At 45.0% G+C, this 22,347-nt stretch carries 12 protein-coding genes; 11 read left to right on the plus strand and 1 reads right to left on the minus strand.

Annotation, left to right across the window (positions count from 1 at the left end; translation table 11 throughout):
- Position 1 precedes the first annotated feature (1 nt).
- Positions 2-658 carry a helix-turn-helix transcriptional regulator gene (locus P22_RS07410; RefSeq protein ID WP_054259603.1) on the minus strand — a complete coding sequence of 219 codons (657 nt, stop codon included), beginning with the start codon at positions 656-658 and terminating at the stop codon, positions 2-4.
- A 326-nt stretch (positions 659-984) separates the two neighbouring features.
- Between P22_RS07410 and P22_RS07415 the strand changes: the two genes are divergently transcribed.
- From P22_RS07415 to P22_RS07465, 11 genes are all read left to right on the plus strand, one after another.
- A complete protein-coding gene (locus P22_RS07415) occupies positions 985-2,031 on the plus strand; it encodes a M48 family metallopeptidase (RefSeq protein ID WP_082378432.1) in 1,047 nt (348 codons plus the stop codon).
- A gap of 466 nt (positions 2,032-2,497) precedes the next feature.
- A complete protein-coding gene (locus P22_RS07420) occupies positions 2,498-3,679 on the plus strand; it encodes a glucose-1-phosphate adenylyltransferase (protein ID WP_054259604.1) in 1,182 nt (393 codons plus the stop codon).
- Positions 3,680-3,713: 34 nt separating this feature from the next.
- The gene (glgD, locus tag P22_RS07425) at positions 3,714-4,814 is read left to right on the plus strand and encodes a glucose-1-phosphate adenylyltransferase subunit GlgD (protein WP_054259605.1); all 1,101 of its coding nucleotides are present in this window, start codon (positions 3,714-3,716) and stop codon (positions 4,812-4,814) included.
- A 46-nt stretch (positions 4,815-4,860) separates the two neighbouring features.
- Complete coding sequence (locus P22_RS07430) at positions 4,861-7,290, plus strand: glycogen/starch/alpha-glucan phosphorylase (RefSeq protein ID WP_072169784.1); 2,430 nt, start codon at positions 4,861-4,863, stop codon at positions 7,288-7,290.
- Between the two features lie 242 nt (positions 7,291-7,532).
- Positions 7,533-9,995: a glycogen/starch/alpha-glucan phosphorylase gene (locus P22_RS07435; RefSeq protein ID WP_054259816.1), complete on the plus strand. Its 2,463-nt coding sequence runs from the start codon at positions 7,533-7,535 to the stop codon at positions 9,993-9,995.
- A 167-nt stretch (positions 9,996-10,162) separates the two neighbouring features.
- On the plus strand, positions 10,163-12,616 hold the full coding sequence (locus P22_RS07440; RefSeq protein ID WP_054259606.1) for a glycogen/starch/alpha-glucan phosphorylase: 2,454 nt from the start codon (positions 10,163-10,165) through the stop codon (positions 12,614-12,616).
- 150 nt (positions 12,617-12,766) lie between these two features.
- Positions 12,767-14,692, plus strand: coding sequence for a 1,4-alpha-glucan branching protein GlgB (glgB, locus tag P22_RS07445; RefSeq protein ID WP_054259607.1), 1,926 nt, complete (start codon positions 12,767-12,769; stop codon positions 14,690-14,692).
- Between the two features lie 20 nt (positions 14,693-14,712).
- Entirely contained in the window at positions 14,713-15,879 is a 1,167-nt protein-coding gene (locus tag P22_RS07450; protein ID WP_054259608.1) for a glucose-1-phosphate adenylyltransferase, read from the plus strand.
- A gap of 2 nt (positions 15,880-15,881) precedes the next feature.
- Complete coding sequence (glgD, locus tag P22_RS07455) at positions 15,882-16,997, plus strand: glucose-1-phosphate adenylyltransferase subunit GlgD (RefSeq protein WP_054259609.1); 1,116 nt, start codon at positions 15,882-15,884, stop codon at positions 16,995-16,997.
- A gap of 2 nt (positions 16,998-16,999) precedes the next feature.
- Complete coding sequence (gene glgA / locus P22_RS07460; protein ID WP_054259610.1) at positions 17,000-18,442, plus strand: glycogen synthase GlgA; 1,443 nt, start codon at positions 17,000-17,002, stop codon at positions 18,440-18,442.
- Positions 18,443-18,600: 158 nt separating this feature from the next.
- Positions 18,601-22,062, plus strand: coding sequence for a bifunctional glycogen debranching protein GlgX/4-alpha-glucanotransferase (locus tag P22_RS07465; RefSeq protein ID WP_054259611.1), 3,462 nt, complete (start codon positions 18,601-18,603; stop codon positions 22,060-22,062).
- Positions 22,063-22,347: the final 285 nt, after the last annotated feature.

The raw sequence follows: 22,347 nt of genomic DNA on the forward strand, positions 1-22,347 counted from the left end.
TTTAAAATATGCCTCCTTGGACACCGTCGGTATCAGCTAACTGGACAAAAAGCCGGGTAATATTGGTTTTGGTAAAACGTCCTACTACTTGCAGCCTTTCAGTTTTTTCTACTGTGACAACTTTGACTACCGGCAGGGAATCCACCTGATGATTCAACAGTTTCTGAGCTGCGCGCAGTACCGATTCTTCCGGCCTGGTAACAACAATATTCGGCATACGGGTCATAGGTATTTTTACCGGCAAATCGGTCAAGTCTTTACTACCCATGCTGGCCTTTAGTAAATCTTTACGCGACACCACTCCCTCCAAAAAACCGCCCTCGGAAACAATCATGAGAGTGCTGACGTCTTCCGTAAACATGGTTACAATGGCGTCATAGACAGAACAGGTTTCTCTTACGACGACAGGCAAGGAATTGGCATCTTCCACCGTGATGCTGCCCAGTGTAGTGGCAATATAATCGCCGGGGCTCTTATGCGTGTAATAATATCCTACCCGCGGTCTGGCTCCTAGGAGACCGGACATTGTCAATATGGCTAAATCGGAGCGCAAAGCCGCACGGCTTAAGCCAAGCTGTTCAGCAATGTGCTTTCCGGTAATTGGTCCGGATTGTTTCACTATTTCTAAGATACTGGATTGCCTTGATGTTAAGTTGATAGCATTTCAGCCTCCTTTTCTTAATTATAGTATTATATTTATGGAAATAACAATAATAATAGTACCATAAATATTTAAAACGTACAATAATATAAATGTTTTACCTTTTTTCTTTAGGAATACATGAATACTTTATTGTTTTGTTGCGCTGTAATTTTTGCGCGGTTTTTCCGGTAAAATACGGGAAAAAGTATGGTTTGGCAGGATTTTGTTGTTTTGGCGTGAATATATTCAATAAGGATAATGTAGACAAATTCATGGTTACTATTCTTTATAATGAAGAATAAGTTGTTTTAACAATGCAATTCAGTTCCCCAGGAGGTTGTATGAGCAAGTTAGGAATGCGTCTGGTTTTCAGTTGGCTATTCGGCATGGTAGTTTGGCTGAATGCTTTCTATTTGCCGGTTGCCCAGGCGGCATTGATTGGTACGCAAGATGAGATTGAGCTGGGACGCAATGTTGCAAAACAAGTGGAAAAGCAGTATGGCCTGGTGGACGATCAGGAGCTGCAGGACAGGGTTGACCGTATTGGTAAAAGCATGGTTGCGGTGTGTGACAGACCGGATTTGCCGTATACCTTTAAAGTGCTAAACTCTAAGGAAGTTAATGCCTTTGCCGTACCGGGCGGTTTTATTTATGTATATAAAGGATTGATTGATCTTATGCCTTCTGATGATGAACTGGCCGGGGTTATCGGTCATGAAATCGGTCATGTAGTGAAACGGCATAGTGTCCGACAAATCGAAAAAAGCCTGGGCATGGGAATTTTATTTGGTGTATTATTTGGGGACCGGGGTGTATTACTGCAAAATTTAGCTTACAATGCCATCATGGCCGGATATAGCCGATCGGATGAAAATGAAGCGGACTATCTGGGGTTTTTACATAGCTACCGGGCCGGATATAATCCGTATAGCATGGTTATGGGTTTAAAAAAGTTATCGGAACTGGATCAGAAGTACCGTAGTGATTTGTTTTCCGATCATCCGGAAAGTCAGGCAAGAATTAAGAATGTGCAGATGTATGCCGAGGAGAAGCATATACGGCCTACGGTGGTGGAACTTGCCGGCGGCGCAGGTGCCCAGGTGACCGACGGCAACTGGGTGTTGCCGCCGATATCGGCTGAATATGCGGGCTATAAACCAATATACCGGGCCTATTTTGTGGCGGGCAATCTATACCGTATTGGCCAGTCGGCAGACTATAATCCGGATCATTATGTACTTGATTATGATGGCGACGGCGTTACCGTTTACTATGATGACCGTGCGATCATCACGTTAACACCGCAGGACGCGGCTGCAAAAAATATGACGGTGATGGAATTATCAACTGAATATCTGAAAAAACTCAAAGAGTGGCGTAAGCAATAAATTAGGGGAATGTCTCAAGATGGATTAAAACCATTTGAGACATTCCCTTTGTTTCATTTGAGGTGCCTTTGATGGCATTATATAGTCAGGATCTTTTGGGAGCAGGTGGCAGGGGCTAACATTCCGGATATTTCCAGATGACTATCAAGGTTTCACGCTGCTTAGTCGTTCGTATTCCACCAAAGTATCGATGTGGAGCGAATTGTGTAAGAAACAATCGAAGCAATATTCCTGATAACTTTTGTCTTTGAATTAATAAGATCAATATACCGAATTAGGTGTTTTTGGTCTTTTTTTGTTTTCAAAACCAAGACATATTGGGCGTACGGGAGACATATACGTTATATGTATGGACAAAAGGCGGTCCAGCGGCTGAACCTTATTTTTTTTTGCTGGTAAGGAGATATCAATTCATCAAACTTGTTGGCGAATTGTTATAAGTGAAATGCTGAGAGGAGCAATCAGGATGCAAAGACAAGAGTGCATAGCGATGATTTTGGCCGGTGGTCAGGGGAGCCGTCTAGGAACCTTGACACAAAAAGTAGCTAAACCGGCAGTGCCGTTCGGCGCGAGATACCGGATTATTGACTTTACATTGAGTAACTGCCGCAATTCCGGGATATATAAGGTCGGAGTATTAACGCAATACCAGCACTTAACACTTAATAATTATATCGGTACGGGAAGTGCGTGGGATTTGGAACGGAAAGACGGCGGAGTGTTTATATTGCCTCCGTATATGCGGAACCAGAGTGCGCAGTGGTATGCAGGAACTGCGGATGCAGTCTGGCAGAATACCGATTTTATTGATACTCACCAGCCTTGTTATGTCATAGTGCTTTCCGGTGATCATATCTATACCATGGATTATTCAAAAATGCTGGAATATCATAAACGGCACAAAGCGGAAGCCACGATTGGCGTTATCCGGGTTCCCTGGGAGGAAACCGGCAGGTTTGGTATTATGAATGTTCAGCAGGATGGAAAAATCTATGAATTTCAGGAAAAGCCGGAATATCCTAAAAGCAATTTAGCATCCATGGGCATCTATATTTTTAATTGGGAGGTATTAAAGCATCATTTGCAGCAGGATGCCTGTAATCCGGATTCGGTCCACGATTTTGGTAAAAATATCATTCCTGCTATGCTGGCCGGAGGAAATAGGCTGATGTCCTATCCATTTAACGGGTACTGGAAAGATGTAGGGACGGTGGAAAGTTTTTGGGAAGCGAATATGGATCTTATTGGCAAGAATCTCAAAGTAAACCTGTATGATAAAAAATGGCCCATCTATACAGCGGTTAAAAACAGTCCGCCGCATTTTATTGCCGATAGTGCCAGGATAAAGGATTCTCTAGTGAATCAGGGCAGCATCATTTTAGGTCAGGTGGAGCGTTCGGTTATCTTTTCCGGAGTATATATCGGAGAAGGTGCTATAGTCAAGGATTCAGTGATTTTACCTGATGTACGGATTGAAGCGTTGGCAGAAGTTAACCGGGCAGTAATAGGCAGTCAGGCAATGGTAGAAAGATCAATCAAAGTAGGCGCCGATAGTCAGGAAATTGTCATGGTTGGTGAGGCTCAACGGATAGTCCGTGACTATACCGGCAGCGGTACGGAGATATTGTCGCATCGGCAAGTGGTATAGAGTGAGTTTGCTAAAAGATTTGGGGTGATACGTTTTGGAAAACATAATGGCAATTATTGCACTGGATGGAAGCGAAGAAAGACTATCGGATATGACCAGGAAAAGGCATATGGCAGTTTTACCTTTTGGCGGGGAGTATTGTATTATTGATTATCTGTTGTCGAATATGGTGAATTCAGGAATCTGCCGTGTTGGTATATTGCTGCAGGGGCCGTATCGAACAGTAATAGAATATTTGCGTTCGGGTAAAGAGTGGTACTTGGCAGGTAAACAGGGAGGTTTGTTTTTTTTACCGCCATTTTCCGGCAGTAATCATAGTGTAGTGAATTTTTATCATAATTTGGATTCGATTGAACAGTGTCAACAGGAGTATCTATTTATTACGGGCAGTACCATTGTTTGCAGTGTCGACTATCGGGAAGTTGCATCCCTGCACCTGGATAGACAGGCAGATATCACCGTTTTGTACAGCAAAGAGAGCCGGACGGGCGATAATCAGGGTAAGGAGGCAGTATTTGATGTTGCGAAAGATAATAGAGTACGGAAGGTAAGCTGTGTTTCCTATAACCAGGGAGAACAGAGCGTATCTATGGATATGTATTTCATCAGAAAAAGCTTATTTGTTGATCTGCTATGTTCCTGTTACCGGGAAGGCGGCTTGGATCTAGGCTGGGATTGTTTTTGGAAATATGCTGACAGGCTGCGGATTTATGGCTGGCAGCATGTCGGCCCGATAGCAAGGATTAACTCCTTAAAATCCTATTACCGGCACCAAATGCAACTGCTGGCAGTAGATGCCTGCCAGCAGCTTTATCTTAGTGGAAAAAACGTATACACCAAAGCGCAGGATGAACCTCCGGCCTCTTATTTGACGGAAGCTGTTGTTGCCAATGCCCTGATTGCCAATGGTTGTGTTGTTGAGGGAAAAGTAGAAAATAGTATTTTGTTTTCCGGAGTTTGTGTTAATAAGGGCGCTGTAGTGAAAAACAGCATTATTATGCCGGGATGCAGGATCGAGGAAAATGTACGTTTGGAAAATGTGATTTGTGACCAGAATGTGCATGTCGGCCAGGGCAGACAGTTGCAAGGATCGCAACAAAAACCATTGTTTGTGGAGACTATTACCAGTATATAGTCCGACTTGTTTCCTGAAATTTACAGGAGGGAAGGGGAGAGCCGGTTTGTATTTTGATAAAGAAAGATTCAAAGAAGAATTTATTCAAAAATTGCAGTCCATGCAAGGGATGAGTCTGGAGGAAGCCAGCGTGAATGATCAATATCTGGCTTTAGGTGCCACTATTCGGGATTATATCAGTCGCAAGTGGATTCAAACCAAAAGACAATATCAGGAAAAAAACGATAAACAAATTTATTATTTTTCCATGGAATTTTTGTTGGGAAAATTGCTGGATATGAATTTGATTAATATGGGCATTAGAGAAGAATGCCGGGCGGCACTGCAGGAATTAGGGATTGATCTGTCACTGTTGATTGAAGCAGAACCGGATGCCGGACTGGGCAACGGAGGTTTAGGAAGGCTGGCGGCCTGCTTGCTGGATTCTATGGCTGCCATGCATCTTCCGGGACATGGGTGCGGTATCCGTTATAAATACGGTTTATTCGAGCAGAAAATTGTGGATCATCATCAGGTTGAATTGCCGGACAACTGGTTAAAAGACGGTTATGTCTGGGAGTACCGCAGACCGGAGAAAAGTGTGGAAGTCCGGTTCTGGGGTCGTGTAACGCAGATTGTGCAACCGGATAAATGGCTGTTTATTCACGAAGATTATGAACCTGTTCTGGCGGTTCCTTATGATATCCCTATGGTCGGTTATCACAATAATACGGTAAATACGTTGCGGTTATGGAGCGCTGAACCGGCTCAGTTAGATTTTGACCTGTCCTCTTTTAACCGGGGGGATTATATCCGGGCAGTGGAGTACCGGCATTCGGTGGAACGTATTTCTAAAATTCTCTATCCGGATGACACGCACTATGAGGGACGGCTTTTGCGGTTAAAACAGCAGTATTTTTTTGTTTCTGCCGGACTGCAAAGTATCCTGAGCGACTATAAGCGAAAAAACCGCCTATGGCAGGGCTTACCGGATAAAATTTCCGTCCATATTAATGACACGCATCCGGCGCTGGCTATACCTGAATTGATGCGTCTGTTGATGGATGAGGAGGGGCTGGGCTGGGATGAGGCCTGGACAATTACTACCAGCACGGTTTCTTATACCAACCATACCACTCTGCCGGAAGCACTGGAACGCTGGCCGGTTGATATGGTAAAAAGTTTGTTGCCGCGCATCTACATGATTATTTGTGAAATTCACGAACGGCTATGCTATACGATATGGGAACAGACGAAAAACTGGGATTTATTGCGGGAAATTTCTATTATTGCTGATGGCGAGATCCATATGGCCAGGTTGGCTGTGACAGGCAGTTATAGCGTCAACGGGGTGGCGCAACTCCATACCGATATTCTGAGAAAAAACATTTTTGCCGGTTTTCACAGCTGGCAGCCGTATAAATTTAATAATAAAACCAACGGCATTACCCATCGGCGCTGGCTGATTAAATCCAATCCGCTGCTGGCGAAGCTGATTACCGATACAATTGACGGCAGCTGGATAAAATATCCTTGGGATCTGATTCAACTGTTACGCTATACCGATGATGAAGAAGTGCAGCAGCGTTTTTGTGAGATTAAAAGAAGGAATAAAGAGGCTCTGGCAAAATTTATCAAAAATAAATATCAGATTGCCGTTAGTACCGACTCCATTTTTGATGTGCATGTCAAGCGGATTCATGCTTATAAACGGCAAATTTTAAATGTGCTGCACATTATGCATTTATATAATCAACTTAAGGAAAATCCGGATTGGGATATAGTACCACGGACTTTTATTTTTGGCGGCAAAGCGGCACCGGGGTATTATATTGCTAAACAAACCATTAAATTGATTAATGTTTTGGCAGAAATTATCAATCATGACAACAGTATTCAGGGGAAGCTGAAGGTCGTGTTTCTGGAAAACTATAGTGTGTCTCTTGCCGAGTTGGTGGTACCTGCCGCTGATGTCAGTGAACAGATATCCACAGCCAGCAAAGAAGCTTCTGGTACGGGAAATATGAAATTTATGATGAATGGTGCCGTTACAATCGGTACAATGGATGGAGCCAATATTGACATAAAAAATGCAGTTGGCGATTCTGATATTGTCATTTTTGGACTGACTGCCCAGCAGGTGTTTGATTACTATGCTTTTGGCGGCTATAATGCCTGGGATATATATCATAATGACAGCCGCATCAAAAGGGTATTGGATGAATTGATCAATGGATTTTTTCCTAACGAAAAAGAAGAGTTCCGGCCTTTATATAACGATCTGTTGCCTAATAATGATGAATACTTTGTTTTAAAGGATTTTTCCGGTTATAGTGAAGCGCAGCGGATAGTGGACAACAAATTTCGCAACAAGCAGGGATGGTGCAGTATGGCTCTTGCTAATATTGCTCATTCCGGCATATTTTCCAGTGACCGGATGGCTTCAGAATACTCCGTAGGTATTTGGAAAATTAAGCCGCATATTATTACAGGCTAAACAAAAGAAGGAGTGCCGCTCGCTGGCACTCCTTCTTTTGTTGTTGTTTTAGGCGGATGAAAGTAGAACGGTATAAATTATTGCTGTGCCAGATAAAATAAAGGTTGAGGGTCTATAGAGGTCAGTTAAGGAGGATTATCATGAATTTTAGTAAGGAAATCTTAAAAAAAACGCGTTCTTTCAGCATGAATCATTCTGAACCGATAAGCGAAAGACCGGTAGATATTCCGCCCTTTTCCGCTATGCCGGTTACTAAGGAACGTTTCCGGCAGGAGTATATAACCAAACTGGAATTGATGTACGGTGATGATGCAGGGCATACTTCGAGTTTGGAAAAATATAATGCATTAGTTTCATTGGTCAGGGATTATTTGGCACAGCAGTGGAAAAAGACGCGGGCGCACTATCGCCGTACCGGTACAAAACAGGTCTATTATTTTTCCATAGAATTTTTGTTAGGGCGATTACTGGGAGCAAATCTATTTAATTTGGGTTTAACGGAAATATGTCGAGAGGCTTTGGCGGAACTTAACATTGATTTACATGAACTGGAAAAAATTGAAGAGGATCCCGGGCTGGGAAATGGCGGTCTGGGACGGCTGGCTGCCTGTTATCTGGATTCTATGGCCGCAAAAAATCTGCCCGGACATGGGATGGGAATCCGTTATCGTTATGGATTGTTTGAACAGCGGATTATTGACGGATACCAGCGGGAATTTACCGATGACTGGCTGATGGATGGCTTTTACTGGGATATACGCAAACCTGCCGAGGCGGTGGAGGTTAGGTTTGGCGGCAGGGTAAGAATCAAGAGCAACGGCAAAACGCAGTATATTCATGAAAACTATGAAACGGTGCTGGCGGTCCCTTATGATGTCCCGGTTGCCGGTTATCGCAACGGACTGGTTAATACGCTGCGTTTATGGAGCGCAGAAGCCAAGCTTAGTGATATAGCCTGCCATTCTGACGAAAGCAAGGATTGTCAAAAGGCAGTGGAGTTTAATCATGCCGTGGAAGAGATATCGAACATCCTGTATCCGGACGATACCACTTATGAGGGAAAAGTATTGCGCTTAAAACAACAGTATTTTCTGGTATCAGCCGGATTGCAAAGTATTTTGCGCAACTATAAAGAGCAGAACGGACATCTTAAAGAATTGCCGCAAAAAATAGCCATTCATATCAATGACACGCATCCGGTGTTAACCATACCCGAACTGATGCGTATATTGATAGATGAGGAAAAGCTGGAGTGGGATGAGGCATGGAAGATAACGGTGGAAACCATCTCTTATACTAATCATACTATTTTGCCGGAAGCGTTGGAAAAATGGCCGGTTGATTTGTTTAAACAGGTATTGCCGCGAATTTATATGATTGTAGAGGAAATTAACGAGGGCTTTTGCCGTTCTTTGTGGGAACGGTATCCGGGAGAGTGGGACAGGATCAGTGCCATGGCGGTTATTTCCTATGGGCAGGTGCATATGGCGCACTTGGCGATCGCCGGGAGCCATAGTGTAAATGGAGTGGCTGCGCTGCATACAGAGATATTGAAACATAAAGTGATGCGGCTCTTTTATGAGTTTTCCCCTGAAAAATTTAATAATAAGACCAATGGCGTGACGCAGCGCCGCTGGCTGGCTCAGTGCAACCCGCCGGTGGCAGCGCTCATAACGGATACGATCGGTGCGGAATGGATCGAGTCACCACAACATTTAATCAAATTAAAACAGTATGTGGAGGATTCCGGTTTTCAACAATATCTGTCCAGAGCTAAATTGCAAAATAAGGTCATGCTGGCCAAATACATTAAAGGGAAATATGATATTTCGCTTGACATAAATTCCATTTTTGATGCCCATATCAAACGCATTCATGCCTATAAGCGCCAAACGCTTAATATCCTGCATATTATGGATCTGTATAACCGGCTGAAAGATAATCCCCTGCTGGATATCACTCCCCGTACGTTTATTTTTGGCGGTAAAGCGGCCAGCAATTACCATATTGCCAAAGCGACCATTAAATTGATCAACAGTCTGGCGCAAACGGTGAATAATGACAAAAGTATTCATGACAAAATTAAAATAATCTTTATGGAAAACTATAATGTATCGCTGGCCGAACTGATTATTCCGGCGTCCGATGTCAGTGAACAAATTCCCACGGCCAGCTATGAAGCATCTGGAACCGGCAATATGAAATTTATGATGAACGGTGCCGTTACCATTGGTACGCTGGATGGGGCCAATATTGAAATAAAAAATGCGGTAGGTGAAGAAAATATCATTGTATTTGGTCTGACGGCCGATGAAGTGCTCCAATATTACCGGTATGGGGGGTATAACCCCTGGGATGTATATAATAGTGATCAGCGGGTTAGGACTGTTGTGGAACAACTGATTAACGGATTTTTACCTGCGGGCAAAGAGGTATTCCGGGATCATTATGACAGTTTGTTGCATCAGGGTGATCATTTTTTTGTATTAAAGGATTTTGCTTCCTATGTACAGGCGCAAAATATTTTGGAAGAACGATTTAGAAATAAAGCAAGATGGCTGAAAATGTGCGCCTGTAACATTGCTCACTCCGGAGCTTTTTCCAGTGACAGGACGTTTTCAGAATATGCTGCAGAAATCTGGGGTGTGAGACCGCAGCGGCTCGGGAACGGAAACGGGAACCGGAGTACCGGACCGGTCAATTAAAAAAACATAAACAAAGAGAAAGAAGTCGGGCTGCTGTAGTGGGCAGCTCTTTACATTTGTAGAAAATCCAGGGAGAATAGCAGGAATTTTCTTAATTTCCAGCGAATGACTAGCATATAACCTAGTTGAGTTTATAGAGGATATCCTACAGCGCTGGAGGGTCAAATATGGCCAAAGTGGATCGAACGCCCATGGGGGAAGTGGAAAAGTTCAAGGTGGATTTTTTATATAAACTGCAAACTCTCCACGGCAAAGAACTTGACGAATCAAGCCTAAATGATAAGTATGCCGCCCTTGTTGGGGTTCTCAAAGACCGTATTAGTCGGAATTGGGTTGCTACCAATCATGACTACAGTACACGAGGGCGCAAGCAGGTCTATTATTTTTCGATGGAATTTTTACTGGGCAAACTGTTGCCGGTGTATTTGATCAACATGGGACTTTATGATATTTGCCGCGAGGCTTTGTCGGAACTGGGAATTGAACTAAAAGAACTTGAACAGGAAGAGCCGGATGCCGGGCTGGGGAATGGCGGCTTAGGCCGGTTAGCAGCTTGTTTTATGGATTCGGTTGCCGCGTTAAAGCTACCCGGACATGGTAACGGCATCCGGTATCGCTATGGTCTGTTTGAACAGAAAATTGTTGACGGCAACCAAGTGGAACTTCCCGATAATTGGCTGAAAGATGGTTATGCCTGGGAGTACCGCCGGGGGGACCGGGCTGTAGAGGTGCGATTCGGGGGCATGGTTCGTTTGGAACCTGGGTATAATAATAAACTGTCCGTTATTCACGAAAACTATGAAACGGTGCTGGCGGTGCCTTATGATATTCCCCTTATTGGGCATGAAAATCATACGGTCAATACGTTACGGCTGTGGAATGCCGAACCGGTTGAAGAAGAGTTTGACCTGCCGACATTTAACCGCGGCGATTACCTAAAGGCTGTGGAATACAAACATTCTGTTGAGCGGATATCTAAAATACTATATCCGGAGGATAATTTTTATGAGGGGCGGGTATTAAGGCTAAAACAACAGTATTTTTTTGTATCGGCAGGGCTGCAAAGCATTATCCGCCGTTTTAAGAAAAACAGGCGTTCTATTCGGAATTTGGCCGATAAGATCACCGTTCATATTAATGATACACATCCGGCGGTGGCTATCCCGGAACTTATGCGAATTCTGATGGATGAAGAAAGGATGGGCTGGGATGATGCCTGGAAAATTACCACACATACCGTTTCCTATACTAATCATACCATCCTGCCGGAAGCCCTCGAAACATGGCCTGTTGATATGTTCAGAGAACTGCTGCCACGTATTTATATGATTGTGGAAGAGATCAACGAGCGGTATTGCCGGCAGCTTTGGATAAAGTATCCGGGCCAGTGGGGTAAAATTGCCCAAATGGCCATTGTGGCCGACGGACAGGTGCATATGGCCCGACTGGCCGTGGTTGGCAGTTTCAGCGTCAATGGTGTGGCCGCTTTGCATACGGAAATCATAAAAAAACATTTGTTCCAGCATTACTATGACCATACCCCGCATAAATTTAATAATAAAACCAATGGTATTACTCATCGCCGTTGGCTGCTCAGCGCTAATCCGGGCTTGTCCGCATTGCTGACGGAGACGATCGGAAAGAGCTGGATCGAACATCCGGAAGATCTGGTTAACCTGTTGAAGTATGACGGCGATGCGGGTTTTCAGGAACGGCTTAGACAAGTGAAAATGGCCAATAAAGAAAATCTGGCAAAGTTCATTAAAGCTCATTATGGCATTGCCGTAGAGGAGTCTTCCATATTTGATGTGCAGATTAAGCGCATCCACGCCTATAAACGGCAGTTGCTGAATGTTTTGCGCATTATGGATTTATATAACCGTCTTAGGGAGAATCCGGATCTCGATATCATGCCGCGTACCTTCATTTTTGCCGGCAAGGCTGCGCCGGGGTATTATCTGGCCAAGCAAATTATAAAATTAATTAATGTGCTGGCCAACCAGATTAACAGGGATGAACGGATCAAGGAAAAAATCAAGGTGGTATTTTTAGAAAACTATAGTGTTTCTCTGGGAGAAATGATTTTTCCCGCCGCTGATGTCAGTGAGCAAATATCAACGGCCAGCAAGGAAGCGTCCGGAACGGGAAACATGAAGTTTATGCTCAATGGTGCCGTTACCGTTGGAACGATGGACGGTGCTAATGTGGAAATTCATCAGGCGGTGGGTGATGACAATATGTTTATTTTTGGGCTGAGCTCCGATCAGGTGATTGACTGGCAGCGTTATGGCGGTTATAGGGCCTATGAAGTTTATAATAACGACATCCGCCTCAAAACCGTGCTGGATCAAATGCTCAGCGGGTTCCTTCCCGGCGGCAGGGATGAGTTCCGGGTTATTCATGACTCGTTAATCCGGGATAATGATGAATTTTTTGTTTTGAAAGATTTTGCTGATTATGCCGATACGCAGGAGCGTCTGGACAGGACGTTTCGGAATCAGCGGCAATGGGCGAAGATGAGCATCCATAATATTGCCCATGCCGGGATATTTTCCAGTGACCGCAGCATAGCTGAATACGCCATTGGAATCTGGAATATTAAACCGGTAGAAATTGTTTAAAATAATCTAACAGGGTATGCAAGATGGAACACTGTCAAGGAGATATAGCTGCAAGCCAATTGCCGTCGTGTCTCCTTGTTTGTTTTCTGCCGGGCATTTTCGTTAAAGCGGCAGCCGGTACACCGCAACATCTGGTGAGGAGGGCTAAAAATGGACATCTCCATGCTATCGGAAGAAGATTTGTATTTATTTCATGAGGGAAGTAATTTTCGCAGTTATCAAATGCTGGGGGCACATGTGCTTACATGTGACGGGGCGGCCGGCGTAAGATTTGCGGTCTGGGCGCCAAATGCCAGGGAAGTGCATGTAGTTGGCGATTTTAATGTTTGGGACGGGCAGGCCCATAGCATGCGGCGCGTCGGGGAATCCGGAATATGGGAGTTATTTATTCCGGAACTAACTGTTGGTGATTTATACAAATATGAAGTACATAGTCTTGACGGCAGCAAATTTTTAAAAGCAGATCCTTATGGCTTTTATTCGCAGTTACGGCCGGATACAGCTTCCGTTGTTTGGGACTTGTCTGATTATGCCTGGCAGGACGGTGTCTGGCAGGCTGACAAGCGTGAGCAAAACATTTTGGAAAAACCGGTTTTAATTTATGAAGTTCACCTGGGCTCATGGCGGTGTAAAGCGGACAATAAATGGATGAACTACCGGGAATTTGCCGGGCAATTGGTTGAGTATGTCCTTGAAATGGGCTATACCCATATTGAACTGTTGCCGCTTGCCGAACATCCGCTGGATGCATCCTGGGGCTATCAGTCCACCGGCTACTTCTCGGTTACCAGCCGCTACGGTACACCGCAGGATTTTATGTACTTGGTGGACTTGTGCCATCAGCAGGGCATCGGTGTTATCTTGGACTGGGTTCCCGGTCATTTTTGCAAGGACGCTCATGGACTGCGCCTTTTTGACGGTACCTATCTGTATGAATCGGATAATCCGCAACGCCGTGAAAATGAGGAATGGGGGACTTGTAACTTTGATTTCGGCCGGCCGGAAGTAAGAAGCTTTCTGATATCCAATGCATTGTTCTGGCTGGATGTATATCATATTGACGGCCTGCGGGTTGATGCCGTTGCCAACATGTTGTATCTCAATTATGGCAAGAAGGAAGGGGAGTGGTCGCCGAATCAATACGGGGAAAACGGCAACCTGGATGCCATGCATTTGCTTAAACGGGCAAATGAGGTGATTTTTCAGCATCATCCCGGTGTCATGATGATTGCAGAAGAGTCTACCTCCTGGCCGATGATATCCTGGCCAACCCATGTTGGCGGCATGGGCTTCAATTTTAAATGGAATATGGGGTGGATGAATGACATGCTGCGCTATATGGCTGTAGACCCGCTTTACCGCAAGGAGAACCATAATCTGATTACTTTTTCGTTAATGTATGCTTTTTCCGAAAATTTCATCTTACCCTTGTCTCATGATGAAGTAGTTCATCTGAAAAAATCATTATTGGATAAAATGCCGGGAGATTATTGGCAGAAATTTGCCAACCTAAGAGCTTTTTATGGATACTGGATGACACATCCGGGTAAAAAGTTATTGTTCATGGGCGGAGAGTTTGGCCAGTTTAGCGAATGGCAGTATCAATACAGTTTGGACTGGCATTTGCTCAATTATGACATGCATCGGAATTTGCAGCAGTATGTACGGGATTTGAATCGTTTCTACCGGAATGAGGCGGCCCTGTGGGAAATTGATTTTAAGTGGAACGGATTTCAGTGGATTGAATGCAATGATTATATGCAAAGTATTCTCAGCTTTATTCGCCGGGGGCATGATCCGGGGCAGTTTGTGATTGTGATATGCAATTTTACACCTGTGGTGAGGGAAGAGTATCGCATTGGGGTTCCGGAAGCCGGTTTTTATCGGGAGGTATTTAACAGTGACAATGAAGTTTATGGAGGATCGGGCCAGAAAAATCAGGTACCGGTAGAAGCCGAGCCGGTTGCCTGGAATCACCAGCCATACTCGTTGTTACTGCGGATTCCTCCGCTAGCTACGGTATACTTGAAGCTGATCGGGAAAGGAGAACAGGAAAGTGGATTGAGTGCTGTTTAGTATTAGGAGGGGGCGAGCGTATGAGAAAAGAGTGTGTAGCCATGCTGCTGGCGGGCGGACAGGGCAGCAGGCTGGGAATTTTGACGCAGAAGCTGGCTAAGCCGGCCGTGCCGTTTGGCGGCAAGTACCGCATTATTGATTTTGCCTTAAGCAATTGCAATAATTCAGGAATTGATACTGTAGGTGTGCTTACCCAGTACAAACCGTTGGCCTTGAACAGTTATATCGGGATTGGCAGTGCCTGGGATTTGGACCGTAAAGACGGAGGCGTGTTTGTTCTTCCACCGTATGCCAAGGAAAAGGAAGCGGAATGGTATAGAGGCACCGCAGATGCCATCTATCAAAATATCAATTTTTTAGATATGTTTCATCCATCCTATGTATTAATCTTATCCGGCGATCACATTTATAAAATGAATTATTCCCTGATGCTAAAACATCATAAAGAACAGGAGGCCGACGCCACGATAGCTGTTATTGAGGTGCCCTGGGAGGAGGCCAGCCGTTTTGGTATTATGAATACGGCTGACGGCGGGCGCATTACGGAATTTGAGGAAAAGCCCCAAAAGCCCAAAAGCAATCTGGCATCCATGGGTATCTATATTTTTAACTGGAACATTTTACGGCAGTATCTGCTGGAAGATGGCAAAGACGAAAAGTCCAGCCGCGATTTTGGCAAAGACATTATCCCCAAAATGCTGGCCGGCGGGCAGAAAATGTTTGCCTACTCCTTTAGTGGTTATTGGAAGGACGTGGGGACGGTAGATAGTTTTTGGGAAGCAAATATGGATCTTCTGGAACCGGAGCCGGAGCTGAATATCTACGACCCGGACTGGCGTATTTATTCGGTCAATCCGACCTATCCCCCGCAGTATATCGCCCCTAATGCTCAAATCAGACAATCGATGATATGTGAAGGCTGCATGGTTTTTGGCGAAGTGGAACATTCCATCCTTTTTCCGGGAGTTTACATTGGATCCGGTGCCAAAATAAAAGATTCTGTCGTCATGTCGCAATGTCAGGTTGAAGCCAATGTCACCGTTAATAAAGCAATTATCGGACAAAAGGCCATTCTCAAAGAAGGCAGCAAGGTTGGTGGCGCTACACAAGAGATCGTACTGGTGGGCGGCGATGAAGTGATACCCGGTAACACTGCTCTTTCCAGCGAACAAGAAAGGGAGCGATGAGTATGGACGCAATGGGCATTATCAATCTTAACGATCCGGACGGATATATTCATGAACTGACCCAATACCGCCCTCCCGCAGGAGTCCCTTTTGGCGGCAGATACCGGCTGATTGATTTTCCATTATCGAATATGGTCAATTCCGGCATTACCAATGTAGGTATTCTCATACAGCACAAATACCGTTCTCTCATGGACCATTTGCGTTCCGGCAAGGAGTGGGATCTTGCCCGCAAGCGGGACGGTCTGTTTTTGCTGCCGCCGGCCACCTCCAATTATCCCGGCGAAGTACACCGGGGTGATGTAGACAATTTTATCAGTAACATGGATTATCTTCTGCGTAACCGACAAAAATATGTAGTGATTTCCGGCGCGATTACAGTATGCAATCTTAACTACCGGCAGGTGCTGGATTATCATGAAAAAAAGGGTGCGGATATTACCGTAATTTACAGTGAAAAAGATTGTCACCCGGATGACGGCAGTCATGCCGTTATGGTGGATGTGGATGCCGAAGGCCGTATCTCCGATATGCAGGTGAAACCGCGGGTATTTCAGCAGAGAAGGTTATGCATGGAAAGCTTTGTCATGGAAAAAAAATTGCTTATAAGCCTGATTCGCGATTGTGCTTCTCATGGTGATTATGATTTTATCAAGCATTGCATCATTAAACACATCGGAAAGCTAGATATTTATGGCTATCCTTATAAAGGATATGCCGCACGCATTCATTCCGTACAAAGTTATTTCCGCCACAGTATGGATTTGTTAAAACCCGAAGTGTGGCAGGAATTGTTTTTTCGTGAGGGATATATTTATACAAAAGTAAAAGACGAGCCGCCTTCTCATTACTTGAATTATGCCAAGACCGTTAATTCTCTGGTGGCCGGTGGCTGCAGGATTGCCGGCAGGGTGGAGAACAGCGTGCTGTTCCGCGGGGTGACTGTCCATGAAGGGGCCTATATAAAAAACAGTATTGTTATGCAAAAATGTGAAATTGCCGGAGGCTCGGTTTTGGAAAATGTCATTTGCGACAAGGATGTTCAAATCGCAGCCGGGAAGCATTTGCAGGGAAATGCCCATTATCCGTTTGTAATAAAGAAAGGGATGGTGATTTAAACGTGTTGAAAATATTGTTTGCCGCTTCAGAAGCAGTACCGTTTGTTAAAACGGGCGGTTTAGGCGATGTCATTGGCACGTTACCGCGCGAACTAAAAAAACAGGGACTTGATGTGCGAGTGATGATTCCCAAGCATGGTGTTATCTCCGAAAGGTTTAAACAAAAAATGATACTAAAACAAACCAGGGAGGTTGCTGTCAGCTGGCGGAAACAATATTGCGGTATCGAAGAACTGGAATACGAGGGAGTTACCTATTATTTTATCGATAATGAATATTATTTTGGCAAACGTAACGCACCATACGGTCATTATGATGAAGCCGAGTGTTATACCTATTTTTGCCGGGCAGTATTGGAAAGTTTGCCCATGATCGGCTTCCAGCCCGATGTTCTGCATTGCCACGACTGGCATACCGGGATGATTCCGGTATTTTTGGAGGATCAATACCGAAAGGATCCGTTTTATCAGCAAATCAGGACGTTGTTTACCATTCATAATTTGCGGTATCAAGGGCGTTTCCCCAAAGAAATTGTTCCTGATGTGCTGGGAATTGACTGGAAATACTTCAATAACGGCAGCATTGAATATCATGACTGCGTCAATTTTATGAAGGGCGGGCTGGTTTTTGCTGATGCTGTTTCCACAGTTAGCCGTACTTATGCGCAGGAAATCCAGTATCCTTTCTTCGGGGAAGGATTGGATGGACTGCTCAGGAACCGGCGGGAACGGTTGTTCGGTGTTATTAACGGGATTGACTACCAGGAATACAACCCTAAAACCGATGATAAGGTTTATGTCAATTACGATGCAAATACCCTGGATTTTAAGGTCCAGAATAAGACGAAGCTGCAGGAAAGACTGGGATTGCCGATGGCGGAGGATATCCCGCTTATTGCTATTGTTTCACGTCTGGTGGGGCCGAAAGGATTGGATCTGATTGGCTATACGCTGTTTGAACTCCTGGCATCGGAAGAGGTTCAACTGGTCGTTTTGGGTACGGGGGAAGCAAAGTATGAACAGCTTTTCAAACATGCGGCCTGGCAATATCCTGATCGGGTTTCGGCCAATATTTTCTTTGATGAAATACTGGCCCGTCAAATTTATGCCGGAGCCGACCTTTTCCTGATGCCTTCTTTGTTTGAACCTTGCGGCATAGGACAGTTGATTGCCATGCGTTACGGGGTGCTGCCTATTGTTAGGGAAACCGGAGGGCTTAAAGATACGGTATTGTCATATAATAAACATACCGGTGAGGGGAACGGGTTTTCCTTTGCCAATTATAACGCCCATGATTTGTTATATACCATACGCCGGGCTATAGGCTATTTTGAGGATAAGACTCACTGGCGTAAGATTGTACAAAATGCCATGTCCTGCGATTTTAGCTGGAGTCAGTCGGCTCAGCCGTACATAAGAATCTATCAGGACCTTGTTGCCGGATAGGCTTAGAACCTCAGTTTACCGAGCTTTGCCGGCGAGCTGAGGTTTACTGCAGCGAGCAGTGTGATAGAAAGCCCGGATGAGCATAAAATAGTATATGTAATTTGTAAGTACCGGTAGGTTTTCGATTAAACAGTATGGTAAAAGCGAGGTTTTCTCCAATGAACCAAGAATGGATGCTGCATAATTCACATGGGCTGGAATTCCGGAACCCATTTGGTGCTGTTGCCTGTAAAACCCCCGTAAAACTGCGTCTGGAGGTCGGCAACTGGCTGCAGCCGACAGCAGTATTGCTGAGGTTATGGCAGGATGGGAAGGGTGAGACGATTGTACCGATGCAGCTGCTGGTCCGGCGTGAAAACAGCGACTGCTATCAGGGAGTCTTTACTACAGGGGCGCAGCCGGGGCTGGTGTGGTATTATTTCATTATCAAGTCCGGTCAACGCAGTTATTATTATGGCAACAACCCTGCTAATCAGGGGGGAGTGGGCCAGCTGTACCAGGAGGCTCCTCCCTCTTACCAGATTACTGTTTTTAAGAGGGGGGCTAAAACGCCGGAGTGGTTCAAAGAGAGTGTAATGTACCAGATTTTTCCCGACCGTTTTTTTAACGGTTATGAAGACAAAAGGATTTTACATGCTCCCAGGGATAGCGTCCTTCATGCTCACTGGGATAATACTCCGTATTATATCCGGGATGTAGATACCAGGGAAATTGTATATTATGACTTTTTTGGCGGCAATCTTCTTGGTATTAGGAAAAAGCTTTCTTACCTGAAAAGTTTGGGGATCAACGTGGTATATTTGAATCCCATTTTCCGCTCCAACAGCAATCACCGGTATGATACCGGCGATTATAAGACGGTTGATCCGATGCTGGGAACAAATGAGGAGTTTTCCGCACTATGCCGGGAAGCGGAAGCATATGGAATATCTTTTATTTTAGACGGTGTTTTTAGCCATACCGGCAGTGACAGCCTTTATTTCAACAAGTATGGGCATTATCCGTCCGTGGGAGCCTGCCAGTCAACAGACTCTTTATACTATACATGGTACCGTTTTACACGCTACCCTGAACAATATGAATGCTGGTGGGGTATTGATACTCTGCCCAATGTGGAAGAAATGGATCCTGCATATCTCGATTTTATGATTGAGGGAGAAGACAGTGTGGTTACTTATTGGCTGAAACAAGGGGCCAAGGGCTGGCGCCTGGATGTTGCCGATGAACTGCCGGATGAATTTATTAAACGGCTGCGCAAACATATGAAGCAAAACAATCCGGAAAGTGTGGTGATTGGCGAGGTATGGGAGGATGCTTCGCATAAAAGTTCTTATGGGCAGTTACGGGAGTATTTGTGGGGGGATGAACTGGATTCGGTTATGAACTATCCTTTTCGCAGCATCTTGCTTGCTTTTATTCTGGGGCAGAAAGATGCGCAGGCAACGCAGGCAGCTTTCATGAGCTTGTATGAAAATTACCCCAAAGAAAATTTTTATGCATTAATGAATCTTATTGGCAGCCATGATGTACCGCGGATTTTAACCTTGCTGGGGGAGGCGCCGGCCGAAGAGAAACTGACCATTGTACAACAGGCCCGTTTCCGTTTGAGCAGAACGCAGCGGAAATTGGCTGTCTCACGTATGAAATTACTGGTGGCATGGCAGATGACCTTTCCGGGAGTGCCTTGCGTTTATTACGGTGATGAAGCTGGTATGGAAGGCTATAAAGATCCGTTTAACAGGGCAACCTTTCCCTGGGACAAAGAAAATAAGGAATTGCTGAACTGGCATAAACAACTGATTACCATACGGCATCAACACTGTGTGTTTAAGACCGGAAGCTGGGAAACCTTATATGCTGTGGGCGACGTGTATGCATATCTGCGGCGTATAGAAAATGGCCGCGATGTTTTTGGCACTTCCCGGGATGATGCAGCTGCCATTGTGGTATTCAACCGTAATTCACACCGGCATCTTTCCGTGGAATTGATCCTTCCAGCTAATTTTTACGGGAGTTTTACCAATTTATTATCCGCTTCTGAATATACAGCCGTCCGGGAAGGGAAAATACAGCTTGCCCTTAAGCCTTTGGAAGTCAAAATTTTATTGCGGCGGGAAGAAACAGGATTCCCCCGCGAATGTGGGGTGCTGTTGCACCCAACTTCGCTTCCTTCGCCGCATGGCATTGGGGATTTGGGAGAGGAGGCCTACCGGTTTATTGATTTTTTGGCTGATGCCGGACAAAAAAACTGGCAGGTACTGCCGTTAAACCCGGTTGGCTACGGGGAATCTCCTTACCAGTGCCTGTCGGCTTTTGCCGGTAATCCACTGTTGATTTCTCCGGAAAAAATGCAGGAGGAAGGCTGGCTAACTGCTAAGGATATAGTAACGGATACCGGTTTCAGGCCGGATAAGGTTGATTATGCGGCGGTGAAAGAATATAAAGAAAAGCTTTTTCAAAAAGCTTTTATCAGCTTTAGTTCACAGGCTGCGCCGGAAGACTATCAAAAGTTTGTGGCGGAACACGCGGTTTGGTTAAAGGATTATGCCTTGTTTATGGCACTGAAAGATCATTTCCAGCAGGCTGTATGGAATGAGTGGGACGAGGGGATTGTCCTGCGCAAGCCTCAGGCTATGCGATATTATCAGTCTCTGCTGGCATCAAGAATTGCTTACCATTGTTTTTTGCAGTTTGTTTTTTTTAAACAATGGGCAGCGCTAAAGAAGTATACCAATAAGCGGCAAATTTATATTATCGGCGATATGCCGATTTTTGTGGCCTATGACAGTTGTGATGTCTGGGCTAATCAGCAGTTATTTTATCTGGACAGCGAACGGCGCCCGATAACCATTGCCGGAGTACCGCCGGACCGGTTTAGCGCTGACGGACAATTGTGGGGTAACCCGCATTACCATTGGGAGCAAATGGCTGAAGATGACTATTTGTGGTGGCGCGAACGTTTCCGGTTTCTTGCCAGGCAGGTAGACCGGTTACGGATTGATCATTTTCTGAGTTTTGAAAATTATTATGCAATCCCCTACGGAGAAAAAACAGCTGCCGGGGGGACATGGGTACCGGGCCCCGGCGCCCGGTTTTTTAAAACGATAGAGAAATATCTTGGCACACAGCCGATTATAGCGGAAGATTTGGGGGTAATTACGGCCAAGGTGGAGGACTTAAAACATGCCTTTGCCTTTCCGGGAATGCAGGTTTTGCAATTTTCTTTTTACCGGGATATTCTTGCTGCCCGGCTGCCGCCTGTTATTTCCCGTAATAGTGTGGTTTATACCGGGACCCATGATAACAATACTTCTGTTGGCTGGTATCAGCAGGCATTGCAGGAAGAGCCGGACATGATTCAGTTTCTGTTGGAGTGTTTAGGCTTTTCGTATGTACCGACGCCTGAAGAATTCTGCTGGCGCTTTATTGAATATGCTTATCAAAGCAATGCTAATACGGTGATTATTCCCATGCAGGATTTATTATGTCTGGGTAGTGAGTCCAGGATGAATTTGCCGGGTAGCCTTGGCGGAAACTGGCAATGGCGCTGCCGTAAGTCTTTCTTTACCCGGGAACTGGCAAGAAAACTGGCTGAAATGGCAACAGGCAATAATCGATAAGGGCAAGGCAGGCTGTAGCTTCCAACCACAGTTTGCCTTGCCTGTTTTTTGCCAGTGGACAACTGATACACAGCCAGTGATTGAGGGAATTATGATAAAAACAGCCGCTTTTAGTGAAAAAATGTGCGCAGAGCTTCCTTGACAGAAGATGGCTTTTTGCTTATACTTCATTTGGTGATGGAACAAATGTACAGCAGGGAGTCTCTTTGCCATGATTAAGAATACAATGTTTTTCGTACAAAATTCTGTATACAAAATACTTCCTGCCATAAAAGAGATGACGGA

The sequence above is a fragment of the Propionispora sp. 2/2-37 genome (assembly GCF_001298735.1).
In the GTDB taxonomy this organism is placed as follows: domain Bacteria; phylum Bacillota; class Negativicutes; order Propionisporales; family Propionisporaceae; genus Propionispora.